Consider the following 22566-nt stretch of genomic DNA (forward strand, 5'->3'; position numbering starts at 1 on the left):
TTAGGTAAGAATGGAGGAGCACGTTCGTGGAGATTAATGAAATCATCATATACGGCATGGTTATCTTCATGATTCTCGGTGCAATCGACAAATGCATCGGGTATAAGTTCGGATTGGGTCACCAGTTCGATGAGGGTATTATGGCAATGGGGTCGCTCACTCTAGCCATGGTGGGGATTATCTCTCTGTCCCCAGTATTGGCCAAGGTGCTAAGTCCGGTGGTCGTACCGCTGTACAGTGCGCTCGGCGCAGATCCAGCAATGTTTGCCACGACGCTGTTAGCCAACGATATGGGCGGGTTCTCACTCGCACAAGAATTGGCGCAGACGCCGGAAGCGGGATTGTTCGCGGGTACGATTCTAGGCGCCATGCTTGGGCCAACAATCGTATTCATTATTCCAGTCGCACTCGGCATTATTAAGAAGGAAGACCAGAAGTACTTGGCAACCGGCGTATTGGCTGGTATTGTTACCATTCCTCTTGGTTGCTTAATAGGGGGATTGGTAGCAGGCTACTCGATTTCAATGATTTTGACCAACCTAGTTCCAATCATCCTGTTCGCAGTGCTGATTGTGTTAGGCTTATGGAAATTCCCGAATGGAATGATTAAGGGCTTCACGATCTTCGGTCAGTTCATCGTCATAGTTGCGACGCTTGGACTAGCGGTTGGTATCACGCAGCAGTTGACGGATATTACAATCATTCCGGGACTTGCACCGATTGAAGAAGGAATTAAGATCGTTGGCGACATCTCCATTGTATTGGCTGGTGCTTTTGCGATGGTGTTCGTCATTACGAAGGTATTCAACAAGCCGCTTATGAAGCTGGGCAAAATGCTCGGTATGAACGAGATCGCTGCAGCGGGCTTGGTAGCAACGCTTGCTAACGTCATCCCGATGTTCGGCATGATGAAGGATATGGATGTGCGCGGTAAGGTCATCAACGTTGCATTCGCTGTCTCTGCCGCATTCGTATTCGGCGATCACCTCGGCTTTACGGCTGGGGTTGCGAAGGAAATGATCTTCCCAATGATCGTCGGCAAGCTTGTCGGTGGTATTACAGCGATTATCGTCGCTATGTTCTTGGCCAAAAAGTTGGCACCCGAACCGGAGCAGAAGGAAGAGCTTCCGGAATCGGTTTAATGAATGGTATGGGCACTCTATCTCTCTATTTTATGTATATGGGCATGATATAAATTGTTTTGAACTCTTCTTTAGGTGTAATGCCTAAGAAGGGTTCTTTTTTTGATATTGGTTAGGGAAATAACTAACTCGGAGCCATACAATGTGGACAGTGGTGTGTCGGAAAGTGAACGTAGTCGGGTGCATGAATGAAATCTCATGCACCCGAATTAAGGATATTTAGTTACTTCTCATGACATCAATTAATCTTTTTGTCCAGCTAAAGTCTGTTTTCGTAATTGAATTATCTCCGTATACTTTGCCATCTCTATCGATGGCATAGATAAACATTCCGCCCTTAGGGCCATCTTTTGGCTGCCAAGCTGCATATTTGTAAGCTCTGCTTGTTTCAAATGGTTCCTGAGCATCACCCCAGTTTGCACCTAATTCTTCTTGAAAAGATATTCCCGGAAGAAATTGATCAGGGGAGATCGTATTTTTATAAGTTGCCCATGTAGTATCTAATCTACTAGGGGTTCTGCCGTAAGCTTGAAGGAACAAATAGTCACAGAATGGAGCTACTTTTTTGAATAGGCTATGATTGTCTTTGTTTGTATCATAGATAAGCAATTTGCCACTGTTCGACAATGGTCCTAAACGTTTAGACAGAGCTTCAAAAGTACCAGAAGCTTTTGTTTCTTTGTCTTGTGTTAACGTTTCCTCCATATCAATGTCTAAGCCATCTAAATTGTAGGGAGTTATGTATTTATCAACTAAAGATTGCGCATGATTATCATATTCTTTGGATGTGGGCATTGTACCCATACTAGGAACGTTATATAGCTCCCTTATATCTATCGTGCGTATCACTTTGGTTTGACGTTCGTGTAAGGCAGGCACATATGTATCACGAAGTGTGTCCCAAAATAACTTTTCATTTGTACCTGGGTTAACATAGTGGAAGACAGAAACGATATCGACTCCTTCAGGAATATCTGTCATCGCTGTCACATTAGGGTCTGGGAGAGTTGAATTTGCATCATGAGGCATTGTTACGTCACGCCATGTTCTGTAGTATGCCATCATTACAGGAGATTTTTGACCTTTGGTCAATTCGTTTGCTAAAGAAGTTGAAGGACTAGCTGAAACAACTGAGCCACTCACTAAAGATAAAATTAAAACGGCTGACAAGAGCAACAACATGGATGTTTTTTTCATAAATGATAACTCCCTTTCTTAGATGATAATTTACCACAATAAAGTAAGCGGTTACATTTCAGAGGAAATCATGTCTTCAGCGCTGTCCTTCATCCCATAAATTCAAAACCTCCCCAAAGAAGTATTCACCTTTTACGGTTTGACTCTCCATTGGCGCAAATTCCTGCTGCAAAAGTTGAGTCATTACTATTATCGTACAGAAGTACAAAAAAGTGAAGTGAAATCGTGAAATTAATGCTATTTTTTGGATCAAGTTGCCACTATTTCTTCTCCCACAACCGGTTCATTCGGCGTGAATCCAGTAGTACAGCCACATTGGCTATAAGGGGGAAAGGATATATATCCCTAGAAATAGGTTAGCCCCGGATTAGTTCCGAGGCTATTTTACCCACTTTATGACGTGCTTTAGGCATACCAATCTATTGCTTCTCTTTCAAGGTTCTTCACGAACGAATCCTTCCCGTCCATATAAGCTTCGATGTCATCAGGGTATTGTCGCGCTAGCCTTTCTTTTAAGCTGCCATATCGTGATGCAATGTCGGAGTGTATTCGCAAATAATCCCTTACTGCCAAATGACGATGAATATCTTCCGTGTTATCGAACTGAAACGTATGCACGTGATGGGTTCGATGATCTCCGCCCTTTCTGAAATACCGTCTTCCTTTCATGCCGAACTCGCCCATGCATTCGTAACCGAGTTCCTTCATTTGCTCATTAAAAGAATCGATTCTGGTGATGTCCTTTACAACAGGCATCATATCGATTATCGGTTTGGCTTGTAACCCGGGTACTGAAGTGCTGCCGATATGATGGATTTCGATCAACTCAGCTCCGAATATCGCTTTTATTTTTTGTGCTTCATCCTCGAACATACGATTCCAGTCTTCATTATATTTAGTGACGATTACGTTCATCGCTACAGATCTCCTCCTTCGAACGAGCTTATATATGTTTAATCTGACAGTATTTATCTCTGTAGATATATCATAGGGGAAGCCAAATAGGAAGTAAACGCTCTAATTAGCGGCTCGTTCATCATCGGGATCGTTAACGAATGGTGTTTAGGTTATCATGATGAGAAAGACATCGCTCGCAGATGCAGCGACTTGTTTCAATGTTATATCGGTAAGTAAGACATATGTGAAAAAGCATCCGCAGAACGGATGCTTTACGCAGTCAATATAAATTTTGGATCACATCGCGGTATCGATTCCCGTATTGGAGCGTACGAGAATTTCATCGAATTCGACTTGATTGTCGGCTTTTCCTGTTTTTCTCGACAATATGGTGCCGATATAACCAGCGATGAAGCCGAGCGGAATGGAGACAATACCTGGAGTCGTGAGCGGATACAGTGCGTGTCCAACGAATATCGCCTTTCCAGCTTCAGGATGAAATACGTTCGGACTGACGAGAACGAGCCCCACGGAGGTGATCAGACCAACCACCATAGCCCAGATCGCACCATTCGTATTAAAACGCCTCCAGAAAATCGTATATAAAATAACAGGAAGGTTTGCACTTGCTGCAACGGCAAACGCTAGCGATACGAGGAATGCAACGTTAAGATTTTGTGCAAATAAGGCTAGAATAATGGAAATCACAGATATCCCAATGGAAGCATAACGTGCCATATTGACCTGCTGCTTCTCTGTCGCTTGCCCTTTTCTCAAGATTTGATTGTAGAAGTCATGGGAGAAGGCAGCAGCAGCGGTAAGTACAAGTCCTGCTACAACGGCGAGAATGGTTGCGAAGGCGACAGCAGAAATAAATGCAAATAGCATATTGCCACCTAGTGCTTTTGCGAGGAGCGGAGCTGCCATGTTCCCTGCTTTATCCGCGGCGGTAATATCTCCATTTCCAACAAATGCAGCAGCCCCAAAACCTAGGAATATCGTCATCACATAGAAAATACCGATAATCCAAGTTGCGTATACAACCGAGCTGCGAGCTATTTTCGCATTTTTAACCGTAAAGAAGCGGACAAGAATATGGGGAAGGCCTGCGGTTCCAAGTACTAATCCCATCGTTAAGGAGAGTGTATCAAGACCATCTTTATATTTAACACCGGGATTAAGGAATTTCTCTTTGAGTGGCGTTGCATCCTTGACATGATCAAACATGCCTGTGAGGCTCCAGTCGAATTTGTATAGCACAAGAATCGAGATAAGAAGTGTCCCGGCCATAAGGAGAATTGCTTTGACAATCTGTACCCAGCTCGTTGCGTGCATCCCGCCAAAAGTGACGTAGATGGTCATAAGAACACCTACGATGATGACGGAGGTTGCAAAATCAATGCCGAGAAGCAGCTTGATCAAAGCTCCTGCCCCTACAAGCTGTGCAATCATGTAGAAGATGGATATGGCAATGGTATTAAACGCTGCGAATCCGCGAATTTTTGTCGTTTTAAAGCGAGCGGCAATCATATCCGCAAACGTATATTTCCCTAAATTTCGTAAAGGTTCTGCGACCAAGAAGAGGACGACTAAGTAAGCAACAAGGAAGCCGATGCTGTAGAAAAATCCATCAAATCCTGCTAGCGCAATCGATCCCGCAATCCCCAAGAACGAAGCCGCTGACATATAGTCCCCGGCAATCGCCATCCCGTTCTGCCATCCGGTTAAGCCGCCTCCAGCTGTATAGAATTCGCTTGCAGATTTACTCTTTTTCGATGCCCAATAGGTAATAATGAGTGTCACCGCAACGATGGCTAAAAACATAATAAATGCAGCAGTATTCATGGTTTACCTCCCTTTCTCAGCAATAATTTGGTCGGAGGCTTTATCAAATGTAGATGCCTTTTTGTAGTAAATCATACAAAATGCCCAGGTCATCACAAATTGCAGTAAGGCAAAGACCCAAGCCCATGTAATACTGCCGTAAAAGGAATAATTCAAGATGTCCGTGTAGGATGTAAGGATCGGCAAGGCGAAATAGAAGCAAAGGAAGAAGATTGTGAAAGGAATAATGAAGGTTTTCTTGGTTCGAATCAGCATTCTGAAGCTATCTGATTTCGCAATTGATGAGTATTGTTCGGGAGTTAATTCCTGCTTCGTGTGCTTGGCTGTTAACTTTTTACCTGCCATCAGCAATCCCTCTCATTCAATGAGTATACCTGCATCGTACAAAAAAACGAAGCGCTTACAAAATACTCCGTGCAGTTAGAAGTGGCCACCACCTTTAATGTTCATGTAGATGTGTACAACTTGTGAAAATATAATTCGAAGATATTATACTATAAAATGAATTGTTGTAAAGATATACCTGACTTATAACTTTATTTCAGTCCATTACGATTTGTAATCGTGAAGAGGTGTCTTCGAAATAGGCTTGATTGCTGATCTCATGCTGTGAAGTTGAATGTGTAACGTTATATGCACCATACTGGTGGTTTATACCTGTGTTTATAATTGAGGGAACTAGATAGGAAGTAAACGATCTGTTAAGATTCGAAGCAGAAGGGGGCGGAAGAGTAACCTATGAATAAGCCATGTACGCAGCATTTCGCAGCATTGAATGAATATGTTGAGCGGATTCAACATCAGATTTCAGCCACAGCAGCGGCTACCTATATTCTTCATAAGCAGAAAGTTGTTAACGAATGGTACTCTGGAACTCATGACAGGGCAGGGCAACGCATTGTAGATGCAGCGTCTCGCTTCAACGTTGCATCGGTGAGAAAAACATATCTAGCGTTCGTGGTCAGCTTAGCATTGTATGAAGGAAAAATCCGCAGCTTGGATGACTCTATCACGGACTACATAGACGACGACTACTTAGATATCACAGATCAACAAGTGGCAGCGATGCTGAGCGGGACGACGATACGGCATTTGCTGACTCATACGCATGGACTCCATCATTCGAATCGAAGATTGTTTTCTGCCGGTACCGACTGGGCCTATAACAACATGGGTGTAAACATACTTATTAAGTTGATGGAGAAACTGTATGAGAAGCCGTTTGTCCACGTATTGGAGGAAACAGTGTTCCACCCGTACGGATTTACAGAGACAGGATGGAGCAAAGAACGAAATGATAATCTGGTCTGGCTTCATGAAGAATATACGGATGATCAGGGGAATGATGGGAATTTATTTGTAAGTGCACATGAGTTGGCGAGATGGGGACGGCTTCATTTAGATAAGGGCATGTACGAGGGAACAAGAATCATTCCAGCAGAAATCTTCGAGCTGGCTACATCCATATGTACTCCGTCTCAATTAGAGACGCATTTGCCGAGGAACGGTTTCTTCTGGTTTGTTCAGGATATTCCGCGCGCTGCATCTGAGCTGGGGGATCAGCTTCCGGGAGGTTCGTTTCAATCGCTCGGCATAACTGGCTGCGCTTGCCTTGTCATTCCGAAATATCAAACGGTGGCAGTAAGAATGTACAATCAACAGGGTGGAAATCCTGCAAGTTATGACTATTTAGAGGATATTAAAACGTTTGGCAATATGGTGTGCAATATGATCGAGAAAATGTAGTGAAAACTGTGTTAGAAGGTTAGCATCAACTAGATATACAATAAAGAAGCTCTCGATATTTCGAGAGCTTACTAACCTGATTCTCATTACATCATATGTATGACACAAAATTAGAACTACTGTTTTATGTCACCAAATCTCCCTCGACAATCTTCGTCATATAGAGCTCTGGCTGTGCAAGGAAATCTTCGAAGCTGCATACGTCTCCGTATTCCTGATGTTCTTCATCATAGTAGCCGACGCATTTCGTCTTTGGATTCCAGACAAGGAGAATCGAAGTATAATTATCAACTTCCGCGGTGAGACGCAGCAATTTCTTCCTTCCTGCCTTCATTTCAATCGTATCTGAAAAAGTAAAGAACTCGATGTAGCCGATTTCCAGCTCATTGTCAGGCAAATCGATTCGCAGCTTGTCTCCCATTAGAAAATCAATCAGTCCTTGCGGCAGCTTATAGCTCTTCAATGCCAATCTTTTATTTTCAATGTTATGATAATCAGCAGGCTCCAAGGACTTCAAATACTCGGCCATCGCGGTATCTTTATTTTGCACAGCAATCGTATAGGCACGATCACCGCCTTTTTCACATATACACACGTCCGCTCCATGTTCAACTAAGTATTGAACCATCTTCATATCGCCATTTCGTGCGGCAGTGGTTAAGGGGGTAGCACAATAAGGGAAGACCATATCCGGCTTATTGAAATTGATATCCACGCCATGCTGAAGCATAAATTCAATTGTACGCCAATCCCGATCGTTAACGGCTTTACGTAGTGTATAGCCGCCATAACTGGCTGCATCCAAGCCAAGCTCATGGATAAGCGGAAGGTTGTGCTTGTTCCCGTAATAAGCTTGTTGATAGGCATTGGACTTAAGCTGATCTAGGGCATCGACCTTGGCTCCATGTGCTACGATGTATCTTATGATCTCCTCTTCACAATAGCGAACAGCGAGCAGGAAGGACGGTTCCTTCTTATGATTCAAATTCACACCATGCTCGATAAGCAATTTAATTACCTCGAATTGTCCCGCAATTAAGGCTGCTTCTATCGGGATCACAGTCGTATATTGGCTTATTCTAATCTCTTGTTCCATATCCCAGCCCTGTGCAATGGCATCGCGCAGCTCTGATAGATTGCCTTCATTGATGTGTCTGACAAGATCAGGAAGCGACGTATCGGTTCCAATGTCCTTTAGCTTAAACATCTCAACAACTCCACTCGTGTAAGAATCTACAGCAGTTATTCATTGACCGAAAACGTTGAGGCTATTAATTCAACATAGCCATCATATCCTGTAATCATATAATGCCTTAGACCAAGCCTATTTTTAGGGTCATATTTTTTAACGTTTTCCTGTAGGTATGTAGAATTAACCACTTCATAAAAACCTAAATGATGAAATTTTTCTTGATCAGGGACATCAATATGATAACCATTATAATGATTCTCATAGAAAGGTACAGTTACGCATTTAGCTTCTGCCACTAGTGGGAAACAAATTTCAATATTCACACACTTGTCCCAATCCATGCTTTGCGGATTTTTCAATGGTATAGCACCAACTTCAACTTTTACACCATCTGATTCTGTATAAACTACCTTTAGGTCAGTGGTGGATATTTTGAATTCGGGCATTACAGGTTTTAAAGTTAACATATGTTTAAATCCTCGACTATATAAATTCTCAACGATTTCTATCAAAATTCAACTACATTAATTACAGCAGATTACTCCAAAAAGTTCAATCGCTAAAATAGCGGTTGTATCTAAATGTAGATTTTAGTGGGTGGGTATGCTACCGTATTTGCAGTACAGACTGGAGGTTTTAGACGATGAAGGATAGAGCTAATAGTGTATGGGTTGATATCGTGCTTGTTAAGTTGCCACCTGATGGCTTGAAGGGGCTGATACATCTTAGAGAAGCTTTGCAACTCACCACGAATGCAACACATTTATACCAACAATCTAAGTCATTGCCATATACGCTTATGGAAAAGGTGTATTTTGGAACAGCCGACAACTTAGTTAAACGACTAAAGAACCCAGAGATCCTTCAAATCATCGAAAGGGGTGATAGGGAGGAAGTGATATCCGTTGAAGCCCGAATCCCCGAGGAAGCCAAACAGATTCCAACCTTGCCGAAGCAGCTAGTAGAATTTATTAATCTTGATTTCTGCTTTGATTATATAGGAATGCTCCCAGCATATTACGCAGACATAAATGATTTTAATAAAATACAGGAAGGCTATCGCTTTAACTCTCTCTCAGGGGAATTTCTCGTTTCAGATAAAAACGGCGATTGGCAAGATGGCTGGTATGTTTTCGCGGTGAACACGATGGACGATCCTTTTTGTATTGACTTTACTCAAAAAGATCATGGCTTTCCTGTCTACTTTTCATATCACGGAACGGGAAAGTGGGTTCCGATTAAAATTGCAGATACGTTAGAACAATTTGAACAGATTTTGAGAGTACTCAAAAGTAAAGATTTAGAGGTTCCCTTTGAATTAAGTGAACTGTCTTTAGAAATTGATTTGAACAATGAATTTTGGGATGAAGTGAACGGAACGTGCAAAGAACTGGATCAGTAGTAAGGGCATGTATTTACATACATCGAATAAGCAATACGGCGTAGGGAGATCAATTTTAGCGAACGGCAATAATTATATTTTGCGTGGCGACGTTTGTGTTACGCCTTGTTTTGGATGTTTTGGGTGAACGCAAAGAATGCTTGTGAAAAGGGGTACCTAGATGAGTTATTTTACTGAAGCTGATTTTAAAAACTTATGGAAGAGGGAAGGATCAGCGTATTTTACCCTGCCACTGCCATCCGATGAGGAATTAGCAGCGTTGGAGCAACGGCTTGGCGTTAAACTTCCCGCTTCTTACATTGAGTTTGTGTCCACATCTCAAAATGGTGGATTACTTAAACGCAATGGCTTTCCTATTCTTGATGGATCCGGCAATACGATTCGGCATGTAAAAATTGATTATATTAATGCAATCGGTCACCGTCCTGGAGATGAAAGTCTTCCAACGCACTATGCCGGACACAAGGCGCGTGATATGCCCCCGCTCTTCTATGACATTCCAAATCTATTGGAAATTTGCGGCATCTTGGGTGCGCCTTATTATGATTTCTTTGTTTTAAACTATTTGGAGTGTGGGACAAGCGGGGAGCCGTCTGTAGCTTTCATAACTCGAAAAGTTCGACGTGGCAAAAACGGCGAACCTGTCAATGGAAAAGAAGACTGGCGGAATATTAACGAAACATATTATTGGGAATTGACAACCGTTGCCCCTACTTTTGATGCATATATCAAAGACCTTATCGTTATGCCCAAACTGCCCGCCTTTGACTTTGCAGCATTAAAAGCACCATTGAAACAAGCCGCACAAAAATCATTCCGCGAAATAATAAAAGCGCATGGACATGAAGTAATTATCTCTTTTGGCCTGTACGTTGATGATGAAGGCTCTATGGTAGCGGACGCGGCAAATACAAAAACACATTTCGAAAAACTTGTGGCTGAAGATCCCTCAGATAAGGATTATTTTGCTTACGCCACTAACGAATGGCGTTATGAAGGCACAAATTTTACGCTCGATTTGTTCGAGCCGATTTGCAACGAACTTGCCATGTATAGTGCGGCTTTGGGATCAGATGGCAAAATGAAACGTTTCCGCGATAAGTTGCTTGATCTTTGTACGGAGGTATTGGCGGAATTAAAAGCAGAGGATTTCTTCGCCAAAGAATATAATTCACCAGTCTTGCTTAGTGTCGGCGTTTCAAACGGCGATGTTTCTACTGCAAAAAGGAAAAAGATTCGCGCACTTTTGGCATAGTACTTGAAATAGTTCATCGTTTCGCAAAACTATTTAGGTCGTTGGGGCAAAAAGAAATTTTAAACAGTAGAATCAATCAAATTCCGACAAGCTCGAGCAACACGCTCTGGCTTGTTTTTTTGCCAAATCCCGAAAAAGCTTTTATACAAAACAATTCAAAATTACGATGCATATAGTGATCATCGCTTCATCGGAATGAAAGTATATACTTCCTTTTGTAGGTAAAGTACACTTTAAGAAAGGAAGTTCATGGTAGTATAAGGTGAATACGGAGTCAAGGTCTGATTTCTCATGATGGAGGTACCTATGACGGTTAAACGAATCGTTGCCAATATAGCTGCATTGAATCTATCGGAAGCCAAGCGTTTCTACGAGGAAATATTGGGACTTGATCTCATGATGGATCACGGTTGGATTGCTACCTATGGAAATGACGCTCAAATGAGTGTTCAGATTAGTATAGCGTCACAAGGAGGTTCAGACACGCCTGTTCCGGATGTGTCGATTGAAGTGGATGATGTCGATGCTGTCGACGCTGTTCTGGAAAAGATGGAGCTTGCTGGTTTCCCGATTGAATACGGGCCTGCAGATGAGCCTTGGGGAGTGAGACGCTTCTATGTGCGTGATCCTTTCGGTAAGGTTGTGAATATTTTGGCACATACCAGTCGTTCGTAATTGAGATTTCATATGAAAGATTCGCAAGTGCATTCCTACATAAAGCTTCATATAACGATGACATCGGAGAGGATTGAGTTCGAAATGCAGCATGAGATGCGACAAAAATATCATGTGTTAGCCAGAGGCATTATTTTATCAGGGGAATACCTGCTAGTGGCACATTGTATTGGGATGGACAATACGTTCCTGCCTGGTGGACATGTTGAATTTCGGGAAGGAATGCAGGAGTCGCTGTCTCGTGAAATATTCGAAGAGATGGGCCTACAGTGTGAAGTGAAGCAGTATATTGGTGCGGTTGAAGCGGGCTATGAAGACAACAATGTTTATCATCAGGAAATCAATCATTTATTTATAACTGATGTACATGATATCGATCCAACTCGGAATCCCAGATCGATGGAAGCACATTTGGAGTTTTATTGGATTCATGTCAATGAGATGGACGAGCATAATCTGCTTCCGTATCCTGTTCGGGAAGCGGTTACACATTGTAAGAATGGCAATCGAACTCCCTTCTGGGGGAGCGACATTGTATCATCAGGGGAGTGCTGACCAGAATGACAGAGTTAACAATTGATTGTGGCGACATATTGCTGCGGGAGTATCGAATGGAAGATGTGGATGCTATATGTGCATTAACGCAGGAGCCTGCTATTTTGGAATTCTTACCGGATTGGAACGCATCGAAGGAGCAAAGGTTGGATTGGATGGCCAACTACGAGTTGGTAGAAAATAAACAATTTCTGCAGGCGGTTGCAGAAGACGGACACATTGGTGATCTTTGCCTACGCTTAGGAATTGTGCTGAAGGAGACAGGTGCGTTTATAGGATGGTGCGTAACAGGGATGAAGGATGAATTGCCGTCTCCGAATCGGGAAATTGCGTATGCAATCTCTCAAGATTATTCCGGGAAGGGATATATGACGCAGGCGGCGCGAGCGCTTATCACCTATTTGTTCGAGAATACGGATGTAACTGAGCTGAATGCAGTTGCACGCTTGAACAATATTTCTTCAAATAAAGTGATCCAAAAGTGTGGGTTTATTCAGTATAGTGAGATCGATATCGACAAGCAGCCGCATTTGTATTACAAGCTGCGCAAGTCTGAATGGACTGGGAAGCAGAAGTGTGAAGGAATGAATGTTTAGCATCTAAGTATCAGAACAGTCCATATTGCTCAAGGAAGCTATGATTCAATTGTACATACGAATCGGATTAAGTATTAAGCACCATCCGCATGATTTACCTGAATATTTGGCTGCTTGGGAGTATTGGAAGGAACAAATGGCCGGGTATGTAAAAGAAGTTGATCATTAAGAAACAGCGGACTGGGAAAGAAGAATGGCATCCTTATTCAGAAGGCGTTACTGTGAAACTAACTAGTATAGTGAGCCTGGGCATGCTTGTTCATGAAAAGATAGAGAATAACGACAACGAGAATAAATTGGAGGACAACAACATGGAAGCATACAGTTTGCATGAAATGGTCGTACATCATACGAAGCTAGCCATTCAAATTGCTGAAAAGACGGGGCACACGCTGGACTTCAGCAGCGAGAGTATTCATCGGGTGGAAGACATATTGGATAACTACGCGAATGATTATGCGAGTCATGATGATATGGTTAAGCCGCTCGATCGAGAGGTGTGGTCAATAGCGGCGATTTGGGGCATCTATGTAGGAGAGATTATGAGGATTGAACTGGGCGAAGCATGCAGATGGGAAGAGGTTGATGGAGGGTACCTGTTGATTGCTCATGGAGCCCAGGCCAATCCGATAGGGAAGGCATATAAACGCATCGTCAACGGTCCTGAGGATAATATCGTGTCGTTCTATGACATCATTGGGGAGAAAATGCGCGAGCATATCCAAAAAGGACAGGAGATCTAGCAGAGAGGAAAATGATATGGGGTATCACATCCAAGATAAATTGGTAGTGGCTGTAGCGTCGAGTGCGTTGTTTGATTTGACAGAATCAGATGCTGTTTTTCAGGAACATGGTGAAGAAGAATATCGGAAGTATCAGCGTGAGAATGAGAAGCGAGTGCTGAATAAAGGTGTGGCTTTCCCACTTATTAAGAGATTGCTCGGTCTGAACGATGCGGATATCGGTGATCAAGCCGTAGAGGTCGTTCTGTTGTCCCGCAATGATCCGGATACCGGCCTGCGCGTATTCAAATCGATAGAGTATTATGGTCTGCCTATTACACGGGCGGTATTCGTCACGGGAAATGATCCGTTTGTATATATGGATGCTTTTAATGCGTCGCTCTTCTTGTCTGGCAATAAGGATGATGTGAAGCAGGCCGTTGAGTTGGGGTTGCCAGCGGGTTGCGTGTATCCGACTGATTATGTTGATGATGAGGAAGATGAAGAGCTCCGTATTGCCTTTGATTTCGACGGTATTATTGCAGATGATTCGGCAGAGGCTGTATATGAAAAGGGAGCAATTGAGCTGTTTCACCAGCATGAGCGGTTGAAGGCGGGAGAGCCGCTCCCTGCCGGGCCATTGTTGCGTTTCTTTCTCGAAATTTCCAAGCTGCAGCGGAGAGAGATCAATCGTAGAATTGAGAATCCAAATTATCGACCGAAAATAAGAGTAGCTATCGCGACGGCACGGAATGCGCCTGCGCATGAACGGGTGATTTCCACTCTACGAAAGCTGGATATTCGGATTGATGAAGCATTTTTCTTAGGCGGAGTTGAGAAGGAGCGGGTACTGAAAATCTTTAAACCACACATCTTCTTTGATGACCAGGTTGGGCATATAGAAGGAGTTGCGAGAATCGCACCTTCCGTCCACGTCCCGTTCGGAGTAAGAAATGTTGAGGCAGTAGGCGAGACACGACAGAGCAGAGAACTTGCATCGATCCTCTTAACAGAAGGGGCTGAGATGTAGTGAGTCAGAACCGCGTAATAAAACATACTCACCTTGGAGTCTATGGTGTGATGATGAGAAATAATGAAATCCTGCTGATCAAAAAAGCAAGAGGCCCGCATACCGGTAAATGGGATCTTCCGGGTGGAAGAATTGAGTTTGGAGAAGAGCCCTATGCAGCGCTGCTACGGGAAATTGAAGAGGAAACAGGAATCGCGAATTGTTCGGGAACGATACGAACCGCTCTCTCCTACACCCTGATTTATCCCTATGCTGAGGATACGTTAGAAGAGCTCCACCACATTGGCATCATTTACAATGTAGACATACCTAATGATCATGAATTGAGAGTGGGCGGAGATGGGGAGGATTCACTTGGTGCTTGTTGGATTGCCATTGAAGATTTGCCCAAGTGTAAAGTTACTCCTTTTCTATCCTTATTGTTCGAGCTTGATGCTGTCATTTGAACGAAAAAATACGAACGTTCGTTCTTTTGTTTTGTGAGAAAATGTGGTATAGTTAAAATCTGAGATAGGAAGAAAAGAGGACTTCGTGAGAGTTCTATCCCTTAGATCCGTTTTTGAATAGCTGCATAACTAAACGTACTGCAACCCACCTTTCGATATTCGCTAGATGTGGGTTGTTTTGCATCCTATTATTAGAAGAGGAATAAGTGGAACATCATACGAGGTGACAATAATGGAGAATACGATCATCAAGCAAGATTACTTAGCTCAGGAATATCTGATTTGCCAGGCGACATCTGAGCATTTTGAGGCAATGCTGAACATATTTCTAGAGACGGCTGAGTGGCTCCACAGCAAGGGAATAAGACAATGGGGACATTTTCTTGACGGATACGGCAGAGATGATATTACAGCGAGCATTGACAGTGGATCTGCCTATGTTGTATTGCAAGGAGATACTGTGATTGGCACGGTTTGTGTGCTCATGGAACCAGAAGAGTGGGATCTCCATATTTGGCCTGATACCGACCTAGGAGATTCTGTAATGATTCATCGCTTGGCCGTGTCACGAGACTATGCTGGGGCGGGGATAGGCAAGCATATCGTAGCGTGGGTAGAGAATGGCTTGCAATTTCTTTCTGGCAAGAAGTATATCCGGCTGGATTGCGTTGGTGATAATGAGAAGTTGAATGCGTATTACGTGACACAAGGCTTTGAGAAGGTAGGGAGTACAGACGGTCATAGCAAATACCAAAAGGAAATTGGAGTTGTCGTTCCATAATCGTTGTATAAATGCTATATATTGAAGGGAGATGCGGGCATGGAGGCAATACTTGTTGATAAAGGGTCGATGATGGCAGTAGGTGTTTCTTTACAAGCGATCTTGCCAATTGAACGGGAAGAAAGAAATATCCCGAAGCTTCACGATGCATTCGAAAGTCGGATAAGTGAAATCGAACACCGAATGAATAATGATTCGATTGGTATCTTTATCGATCCACCCAATTATGATTACAGAACGGATCCCTTCACATGGATGGCTGCTTTAGAAGTATCTTCATTAGAAAACATCCCCGAAGGAATGAGTTCGATTACCCTTCCTGCCAGCACTTATGTTCGAGCTGCCTATCAAGGACAACCTCATGAAGCTTATCGAGTCTATGACTTTTTATATAACTGGATTAAGCAATCAACCTATGAACTTGCTGATTCATACGGCATTGAAATTCGAAGAGTATCTGTCGAAGGCGATCAAGGAGAAGAAATTATCGAGTTGATGCTGCCTGTAAAATCAAAATCGTGAAGAGCGTGGGGATGAACGCCGTTTGGAATAGCAAAAATCAAATCTTAGATGTCAGTAAGGTAAATCGGATATACAAATTTTCATTTTTATCGATTTCTCAAATTTATGAACTAACAAAATCAGCTGGGGTCGAATCGGTACAAACTATGGCGAGCAAGTCTCAAAGTGAGACTGTATTTCACCTTTCAAAAGGTATGGAAAGCATATCGCCTGAATGGTCGTCCGATTTATACGCAGTAAGTTATGATTATGACACATAATACAACTGGATCCTATTTTATCTGAATGTCATTTAACTAACTTGAGGGGATCGATGTACTATGATTCGTGTATTGGCTGTGACGGATAAGTTAGAATTGAGAAGGGATATTACCTTAGAGGAGCTTAAGCAGATACAAGCAAAGTGGTACTGGGTCGACTTCAATGAACCTTCGCCTGAAGAAGCGTTGCTCCTGGAGCAGTATTTTCATTTCCACCCGCTGGCAGTTGAAGATTGCTTGCATCATTTGCTGCAGCGGCCGAAAGTTGATCATTATGAAAACACTCATTTTTTTGTTCTGCACTCACTCCACCCTCATACATTTGCGGCGGAAGAAGTGGATTTGTTTTGGGGAGACAATTTTATTGTAACGTTTCATTTGAATCCGTCACAGGAAATCGACGACGCATGGAATCGCATTGCGGAGAATCAGCAGTTGTTCGAAGCTGGCCATGTGTATGCGGCTCATTTGGTTATTGATAAGTTAGTCGATCAATATTTCCCTGCGGCCTATCAGCTTGAAGATCAATTGTCTGACATTGAATCCAAAGAGGGGAAAGACTCTATCCAAAGCGTGATGAACGACATATTTGAAATCAGATCCAAGCTGTTAAAACTGCGAAAAACGATCTTGCCGATGCGGGAATTGATGTACCGAATCATTAATTCCGAGCGCATCGAAGGCGTAAAGACCAACATGCTCTACTTCACAGATATTTATGACCATTTGCTGAAGCTCTCCGAAATGATTGAATCGAACCGTGAGATGACTGCTGATATGAGAGACAGCTATATGTCCTTAAACTCCAATCGAATGAATACGATCATGAAGACATTGACTGTCATAACGACCATTTTTATGCCACTAACTTTCATAGTTGGAATATACGGTATGAACTTTGATAACATGCCTGAGCTTCATTGGAAATGGGGTTATTTTATCGTTTTGGGAATTCTCGTTGGCGGCGGCATTGGAATGTACGCATGGTTCAAAAGAAAAGGCTGGTTTGATTAAGGCCCTAATTATTGTTGGGGAAATAAGAAATATAGACAAGCAACGACAAGATTTTCTGATGAATATGCTTGAACAGAGGTTAGTCTAACTCCCGATGTAAGATTGTCCATAATGTTAGCAATAAATTGCAGCCCATGAGCGGGTTCGGCTAGAGATTTTTTTCTATTGTTTCTCGTTGATTTTGATTCGTTGTGGATTTGTGAGTAGAATGATTTTTCTGAACGTTCAAGGAGGGGTAATCCGATGGAACCTTCTCCTTGGTATTCAAAATAGAAGAGCTACATGGGGGAAGTATGAAGGATGGACACGATAATGAACTTAGCAAGCTCTTCCGATTGGGAGCAAGTGCGTGAATTGCTGGCTCTATGCATGTATCCTAATGAGGAGAAGATTAATAGACAGGCTGAGATGTATCAGAGCGATGAATCTCTGCAATTGTACGGAATGATGGTTCAAGAGGAGTTGGTTGGACTCATAGGAATTAGCAAACACTCGTACGGAGAAGCCGTATTGCAGCATATTGCGGTTAAACAAAATCATAGAGGCCAAGGTATCGGCCGCTCGATGATCAATGAATTTATGAAGAGCAATAATATCACTAGACTTGAAGCAGAAACGGATAATGATGCAGTCGGCTTTTACCGGGGAGTAGGCTTCGAGATTACAAGTCTTGGAGAGAAGTATCCAGGCGTAGAGCGATTTTTGTGTATTTTGAAGCGCCTGAAATAGCAGCATTGAGGAGAGGAGGTAGGATACGGTTTCATTTTCAGCAAATGATTCAAGAGCAGGCGAATGAAATTGCGTATAACTAGAATTATCCGGAGATATATTCCTTCTGCCGAATAATGCAAAACAGGAAGCAGTTGATACCGCAATCTGCTCCCTGTTTGTTTCAACCCGTTAGTTTCATATATGCTTTGTTTTAGTTGTTTTGTTTATGGATGTGTTCTCTTCCGAAATATACATCTCTATTTTATTGGGCCTAGCCTAATTCCTTAATTCGCCTGATTCCTTGCACGATCCGCTCCTTCAGACTCTCCTGCAGAGAGTAAATGACCGGTGCAGAAGGGATGTCGAATTTCAGATGGGAGTGAGGAATTTCCGTGAGTATGGTGCCGATTGCGTTGCCTTGCTTGTCATGGATTACGTTCCAAAATATTCTTGATCTGTTGTCTTCCGTCCCCCATTTCTCAAGGGAGTTGCGAAAAATCAAGCGTTCCGCGATAACGAAGTCATTTTCTTCGAGCTTCTCCACAGTACTGAAACCGGCATCTTCCAGCTGTTTGAATATGAACGGCATAATTCGTACAATGATCTCCATTCGGACTCGATAAAACGGTTTGCCGTCTTACTAATTTCTTCGATCGTCATGTCTTGCCGGAAAACCAGAAATTCTTTCTTCACCAACAATCGCCTCCTTCACTTCAATGCAATTCTATTGTATTACATGCAAGCCAATTCAAAGGTTAAGCAAAAAACAAGAAGGAATATCAACCATTATTATTGAAAACCTTATAACTTTGTTTAATCTTGAATGCTTGTTATGAGGAGAGGTGAAGCGTTGAGGATGCGTCCCAAAAAAATGGCGGCGAGATTCATGATTAGCGCCAGTACCATAAGGAATTACGAGGCTAAAGGCCTTATACCTCCAGCTGAACGATCATCGAATGGCTACCGTATTTATACAGACCAGCACGCAGCCTATTTGTCGTGTATTCAAGCGATGGCCCCGGCATTCGGAATGGAAGTAACGACCGAGGTGGTTCGTTGTCTCCGTCAAGGCAAGCCGCAAGATGCAATGTGGATCATTAGGGACACAGAAATCGTTTTATATGAGGAAAAAGAGAAATTAGAGAGGTTAATCCAGGATATTCGTATACAAGCTGAACGAAATAGTTCTCCTTATGACGAAGAGCCGTTCACCATCAACGAAGCATCCGAACTGACACAGGCACCTAAATCGGCGATCCGCTACTGGGAGCAAGCAGGATATGTAACGGCGGATAGGAACCCTGACAACTGTTATCGCCGATATAGTAGATCCCATTTGCTAAAAATCAGGTTGATTCAAGTGCTGCAAAGCTCCGTGTATTCAGAAGATACTGTGAATTTTAAGCAATCCCTTGCGTTGGTCAAACATACGGATCTTCAGGGGCTCATCAATGTGGCTGCGAATGTTAGGACTTATTTAGATAAAATGATCGAGTCCCAGATGTGCGGGGTATCTTATTTTTACCAATTGATGCAGTTTACAAGGACGAGGTCTACGACAGGGAACATTCAACCAGGCTCGAAGAATGGAATTGAGGAATAGATCATGGCCTCGGGAAAAGCATGTGGACACGATTCAAAGCGATGATTATCTTCATCTGATTATAGACACGATGAGTAACCGGAAGGTTGGTTATGTAATTGTGGCTGGATGTGAAGGAGCATAACGTACGTGTGAAGCATATCTACGCAGCTGCGGGATTTCGAGTAGGGATGTTAAGAGAGTGTATTCGAACGGCGCATTCCTATGAGACCTTGATTATCATGGGAATGCTGAAGCGAGAGTGTCGCCCGCAGGATGGTGAATTCTACCGTTTGAAGCTTTGAATTACTCGTCTATCGAATGTATAATAATGGAATACACAATTTTTATCCACAACCCAGCCTTAGAGAATATTTATCTGATGTGCGGGGTTCTTTTTATTTCAATTTCAAGCAAACAGAAAGGTGATAGATAAGATGCAGAAGCAGACGGGAATACAACTGGCTGTGGAGCAATTCGACAGGAAAGATACTAAAGGACTCATTGCTTTGTCCGCTTCGATTGGGTGGGATTATGATGAACAGGATATTCAGACGATTATGTCATCTGGCACGGTATGGGGACATCGCAATGAGCAAGGCGACATTATTTCAAGTGCTGCTATTCTTACCTACAAGCCTGGATTGTCTACCATTGGCATGGTTATCGTTGATCAACGCTATAGAGGGCTGGGCTTAGGGAGGGCGGTTGTTCAAGCTTGTATGGACGCTGTTGATAACAGCGATACCATAATGCTGATTGCAACGGAAGAAGGCCGACCTTTGTATGAAGGCATGGGGTATCATATCGTGTCGTACGTCAATAAGCTTGTATGTTCTAGCTACAACACATTATCTAATCGGAGTGATTCTGTCTCTGAAATGCGTACCATGCCGCTAGGGTTGGAACACTTCCCTGGGATTCGTGAACTGGATCAGTTGGCCGTTGGAGCAGACAGAGAGACATTCCTATCTGCTCGCTGGAAACAGGCGAAGCAGGGGGTAGTTGTACTGGATAACAAAGGTACTCTGATCGGGTATGGATTTGCCGTTCAAGGCCCGAAGTATCTCGTTCTTGGACCAGTGGTAGCTGTACAGCAGGAAGCGGCATCAGCCATGATTCATTACTTGGCCGAAGGTAACCGGGGCAAGCTGCTTCGTATTGATGTGCCAGAGGAACAACCTGAATTTATCGAGCTTTTGAGACAGGCTGGTTTTGAGAGAGAGACTCATCCTCCGGTGATGATTAAGAATGCACAACAGCTGCCGGCAAGAAATCGTACACTATACGGGATTGCAGCGCAAATATTTGGATAACGGGTGGAACTAGGTCAGAAGTGTCTTGCCCATACGCGTGTAGCTGGTCAACGACAATGTAAACTGAGGTGAAATGAATATGGAGTGGTCTGCTCTTATTATTTCGTTTTTCTTCTTAGCTACACTCGTCAGAATTGAAATTCACACCAAGAAGAAGCTTGATAATGATAAGAAGATAATGAAACAGCTTCAGGATATCTTGGATGAATTAAAGAACATGAAGAATTGAAGGAGGAAGCAAGATGATATCAACATTTCCTAGATTAGAAACGGACAGAATGATTCTACGGCAGCTCAGGTCGGAGGATGCGCCCAATCTATTCGAGAACTTCTCAACGGACGAAGTAACGCAGTATTATAACTTGGAAAATTTCGTGGCGATTGAACAAGCCGAACAATTAATAGAGAGATGGAACCAACGATTTGAGGAAGGACAGAGCAGCATTCGCTGGGGAATTGCACTTCGATCGGAGGATAGAATCATTGGGACTTGCGGCTATCACAACTGGCGGAGAGCAGATTGCAAAGCCGAGATAGGATACGAATTGAATCCAAGCCATTGGAATAAGGGCCTGATGACGGAAGCATTGAACCGCATAGTCGCATTTGGATTTGAGGAGATGCAATTAAACCGAATCGAAGCCTATGTGTTTGGAACAAATACGGCTTCACAAAAACTGCTTGAGAAGTCCGGATTCCACCAAGAAGGATTGCTGCAGGAGTGCTATCGCAAAAATGACAGGTTTATAGATGCTATTCTATTTGCCAAGCTTCAAAAGGATCATGCAGAAAACATATAAAAGATGAAGTGATACTGTACACCCCTCACTCGCATGTAGTACACGAATCAGTTACGCGGAGAAGCGAGAACAATGAAGCTAGTGTGTACAATTAGGTTAGGTAGGTGTTGCATGAAGAAAATAATATCGATTGTGGTTGTTGTCTTGCTTTTGTCCTTTGTGTTTTTCGTCTATACGGAAATGGAAGGATTACCTTGGAAACATGCTGAAGTAAAGCGGAAGGCAATCGATTATATGAAACAAAAGTACAATATGGATGTTGCAGCGGAAGGAAGTTCTTATAATTTTAAATTTAAAGTATATACAGCGAAAGTATATAACGTGAAGGATTCGAACAAAGCGATTATTCGTGTGGACGATGATAGTGACTTCGACGCCGAGGGCAACTATGTTGGGAAGCGATTGCAAGACGATTATACCCTTGTGTATTGGTCTGAATCTATTCGCGATGGACTGCAAGTAAAGCATCCTGATCTGTTCAAGCTTCAAGATATTGAGTCGATTCAGATTGAATACGCATATTACACATTATCACTTACCGAAGGGCTTAGCGGTGATCAGGATCAGGATGGGGTGCACATTCCGGTAAAGCCCAAGGATGTTCCTGAATTGTTTATTCGATTGAAGTCTGTCGATATAGGCGACCATGTGTTGGAGCAATTGCGTGAGGTAATCAATGATATGGTGAGAACCTCTCAACCAATGGGTGTCTTCGTTAGGGCAGCTGAGACGAAAGGGACTCAAAAAAATGAAATCTCAAAGACCGAAATGCTTCATCTAGAGCACGATCAACTCAAGCCTATCCAATCTATTGAGGATTTGAAGAAGAACATAAAGCTCTTGTAAGGGAGCGCCGAGCTGTCTCAACTGTCATTACGCT

Annotated in this window: 28 protein-coding genes; 21 read left to right on the plus strand and 7 right to left on the minus strand. The window is 42.9% G+C overall.

Translation table 11 applies throughout. The features are described from left to right. The first annotated feature begins 26 nt into the window (after nt 1-26). On the plus strand, nt 27-1142 hold the full coding sequence (eutH, locus tag PBN151_RS24610; RefSeq protein WP_072731107.1) for an ethanolamine utilization protein EutH: 1116 nt from the start codon (nt 27-29) through the stop codon (nt 1140-1142). Nucleotides 1143-1361: 219 nt separating this feature from the next. On the opposite strand, the gene PBN151_RS24615 is transcribed toward eutH, so the two are convergent. From PBN151_RS24615 to PBN151_RS24630, 4 genes are all read right to left on the minus strand, one after another. Continuing rightward, nucleotides 1362-2339, minus strand: a complete 978-nt coding sequence (locus tag PBN151_RS24615; protein ID WP_072731108.1) for an endo-beta-N-acetylglucosaminidase family protein — start codon at nt 2337-2339, stop codon at nt 1362-1364. 405 nt (nt 2340-2744) lie between these two features. Next, nucleotides 2745-3254 carry a GrpB family protein gene (locus PBN151_RS24620; protein WP_072731109.1) on the minus strand — a complete coding sequence of 170 codons (510 nt, stop codon included), beginning with the start codon at nt 3252-3254 and terminating at the stop codon, nt 2745-2747. Nucleotides 3255-3533: 279 nt separating this feature from the next. Next, nucleotides 3534-5081 carry a solute symporter family protein gene (locus PBN151_RS24625; RefSeq protein WP_072731110.1) on the minus strand — a complete coding sequence of 516 codons (1548 nt, stop codon included), beginning with the start codon at nt 5079-5081 and terminating at the stop codon, nt 3534-3536. A gap of 3 nt (nt 5082-5084) precedes the next feature. Next, nucleotides 5085-5426: a DUF485 domain-containing protein gene (locus PBN151_RS24630; RefSeq protein ID WP_072731111.1), complete on the minus strand. Its 342-nt coding sequence runs from the start codon at nt 5424-5426 to the stop codon at nt 5085-5087. Between the two features lie 393 nt (nt 5427-5819). Between PBN151_RS24630 and PBN151_RS24635 the strand changes: the two genes are divergently transcribed. After that, complete coding sequence (locus tag PBN151_RS24635; protein ID WP_072731112.1) at nt 5820-6827, plus strand: serine hydrolase domain-containing protein; 1008 nt, start codon at nt 5820-5822, stop codon at nt 6825-6827. Between the two features lie 124 nt (nt 6828-6951). Here PBN151_RS24635 and PBN151_RS24640 read toward each other — a convergent pair whose 3' ends face one another. Both PBN151_RS24640 and PBN151_RS24645 read right to left on the minus strand, forming a co-directional pair. Continuing rightward, nucleotides 6952-8034, minus strand: coding sequence for an ankyrin repeat domain-containing protein (locus PBN151_RS24640; protein ID WP_072731113.1), 1083 nt, complete (start codon nt 8032-8034; stop codon nt 6952-6954). A gap of 35 nt (nt 8035-8069) precedes the next feature. Next, nucleotides 8070-8486: a hypothetical protein gene (locus PBN151_RS24645; RefSeq protein WP_072731114.1), complete on the minus strand. Its 417-nt coding sequence runs from the start codon at nt 8484-8486 to the stop codon at nt 8070-8072. A 176-nt stretch (nt 8487-8662) separates the two neighbouring features. Here PBN151_RS24645 and PBN151_RS24650 point away from each other — a divergent pair, with 176 nt between their 5' ends. The 13 genes from PBN151_RS24650 to PBN151_RS24710 all read left to right on the plus strand — a co-directional run bounded on the left by PBN151_RS24650 (nt 8663) and on the right by PBN151_RS24710 (nt 18006). Next, nucleotides 8663-9421 (plus strand): SMI1/KNR4 family protein, encoded by a 759-nt coding sequence (locus PBN151_RS24650; protein ID WP_072731115.1) that lies wholly within the window; start codon nt 8663-8665, stop codon nt 9419-9421. Between the two features lie 160 nt (nt 9422-9581). Next, a complete protein-coding gene (locus PBN151_RS24655) occupies nt 9582-10676 on the plus strand; it encodes a DUF4303 domain-containing protein (RefSeq protein ID WP_072731116.1) in 1095 nt (364 codons plus the stop codon). Nucleotides 10677-10982: 306 nt separating this feature from the next. Then, entirely contained in the window at nt 10983-11351 is a 369-nt protein-coding gene (locus tag PBN151_RS24660; protein WP_072731117.1) for a VOC family protein, read from the plus strand. Nucleotides 11352-11408: 57 nt separating this feature from the next. After that, nucleotides 11409-11906 carry an NUDIX domain-containing protein gene (locus tag PBN151_RS24665; protein ID WP_227775052.1) on the plus strand — a complete coding sequence of 166 codons (498 nt, stop codon included), beginning with the start codon at nt 11409-11411 and terminating at the stop codon, nt 11904-11906. Between the two features lie 5 nt (nt 11907-11911). Then, complete coding sequence (locus PBN151_RS24670) at nt 11912-12502, plus strand: GNAT family N-acetyltransferase (protein ID WP_072731132.1); 591 nt, start codon at nt 11912-11914, stop codon at nt 12500-12502. Nucleotides 12503-12527: 25 nt separating this feature from the next. Beyond that, nucleotides 12528-12671, plus strand: coding sequence for a hypothetical protein (locus PBN151_RS31505; RefSeq protein ID WP_175560791.1), 144 nt, complete (start codon nt 12528-12530; stop codon nt 12669-12671). Next, nucleotides 12661-13245 carry a hypothetical protein gene (locus PBN151_RS24675; RefSeq protein WP_072731137.1) on the plus strand — a complete coding sequence of 195 codons (585 nt, stop codon included), beginning with the start codon at nt 12661-12663 and terminating at the stop codon, nt 13243-13245. Before PBN151_RS31505 ends, PBN151_RS24675 begins: the two co-directional genes overlap by 11 nt. Nucleotides 13246-13261: 16 nt before the next feature. Continuing rightward, complete coding sequence (locus tag PBN151_RS24680; protein WP_083545318.1) at nt 13262-14254, plus strand: 5'-nucleotidase; 993 nt, start codon at nt 13262-13264, stop codon at nt 14252-14254. Continuing rightward, entirely contained in the window at nt 14254-14700 is a 447-nt protein-coding gene (locus PBN151_RS24685) for an NUDIX hydrolase (protein WP_227775054.1), read from the plus strand. The genes PBN151_RS24680 and PBN151_RS24685 overlap by 1 nt, the downstream gene beginning before the upstream one ends. 232 nt (nt 14701-14932) lie before the next feature. Beyond that, the gene (locus PBN151_RS24690; protein WP_072731140.1) at nt 14933-15481 is read left to right on the plus strand and encodes a GNAT family N-acetyltransferase; all 549 of its coding nucleotides are present in this window, start codon (nt 14933-14935) and stop codon (nt 15479-15481) included. Nucleotides 15482-15520: 39 nt separating this feature from the next. Then, a complete protein-coding gene (locus PBN151_RS24695; protein ID WP_072731142.1) occupies nt 15521-16003 on the plus strand; it encodes a GyrI-like domain-containing protein in 483 nt (160 codons plus the stop codon). Between the two features lie 320 nt (nt 16004-16323). After that, on the plus strand, nt 16324-17277 hold the full coding sequence (gene corA / locus PBN151_RS24705) for a magnesium/cobalt transporter CorA (RefSeq protein WP_072731150.1): 954 nt from the start codon (nt 16324-16326) through the stop codon (nt 17275-17277). Between the two features lie 312 nt (nt 17278-17589). After that, nucleotides 17590-18006: a GNAT family N-acetyltransferase gene (locus PBN151_RS24710; RefSeq protein WP_072731288.1), complete on the plus strand. Its 417-nt coding sequence runs from the start codon at nt 17590-17592 to the stop codon at nt 18004-18006. Nucleotides 18007-18259: 253 nt separating this feature from the next. On the opposite strand, the gene PBN151_RS24715 is transcribed toward PBN151_RS24710, so the two are convergent. Next, nucleotides 18260-18598, minus strand: coding sequence for a DUF6022 family protein (locus PBN151_RS24715; protein WP_227775056.1), 339 nt, complete (start codon nt 18596-18598; stop codon nt 18260-18262). 261 nt (nt 18599-18859) lie between these two features. On the opposite strand from PBN151_RS24715, the gene PBN151_RS24720 reads away from it, so the two are divergent. The 6 genes from PBN151_RS24720 (at nt 18860) to PBN151_RS24740 (ending at nt 22532) form a co-directional block, all read left to right on the plus strand. After that, the gene (locus tag PBN151_RS24720) at nt 18860-19591 is read left to right on the plus strand and encodes a MerR family DNA-binding transcriptional regulator (RefSeq protein ID WP_227775059.1); all 732 of its coding nucleotides are present in this window, start codon (nt 18860-18862) and stop codon (nt 19589-19591) included. Nucleotides 19592-19689: 98 nt separating this feature from the next. Continuing rightward, nucleotides 19690-19875 carry a GNAT family N-acetyltransferase gene (locus PBN151_RS31510; protein WP_072731152.1) on the plus strand — a complete coding sequence of 62 codons (186 nt, stop codon included), beginning with the start codon at nt 19690-19692 and terminating at the stop codon, nt 19873-19875. A gap of 132 nt (nt 19876-20007) precedes the next feature. Beyond that, entirely contained in the window at nt 20008-20886 is an 879-nt protein-coding gene (locus tag PBN151_RS24730; RefSeq protein ID WP_072731153.1) for a GNAT family N-acetyltransferase, read from the plus strand. Nucleotides 20887-20965: 79 nt separating this feature from the next. Then, nucleotides 20966-21115, plus strand: coding sequence for a hypothetical protein (locus PBN151_RS31515; protein WP_227775061.1), 150 nt, complete (start codon nt 20966-20968; stop codon nt 21113-21115). 13 nt (nt 21116-21128) lie between these two features. Next, nucleotides 21129-21686 carry a GNAT family N-acetyltransferase gene (locus PBN151_RS24735; protein WP_072731155.1) on the plus strand — a complete coding sequence of 186 codons (558 nt, stop codon included), beginning with the start codon at nt 21129-21131 and terminating at the stop codon, nt 21684-21686. 111 nt (nt 21687-21797) lie between these two features. Beyond that, complete coding sequence (locus PBN151_RS24740; protein WP_072731157.1) at nt 21798-22532, plus strand: YfjL-like protein; 735 nt, start codon at nt 21798-21800, stop codon at nt 22530-22532. The last annotated feature ends 34 nt before the right edge of the window (nt 22533-22566 follow it).

Source organism: Paenibacillus sp. NAIST15-1, from assembly GCF_001894745.1.
Classification (GTDB): Bacteria; Bacillota; Bacilli; order Paenibacillales; family Paenibacillaceae; genus Paenibacillus_B; species Paenibacillus_B suaedae.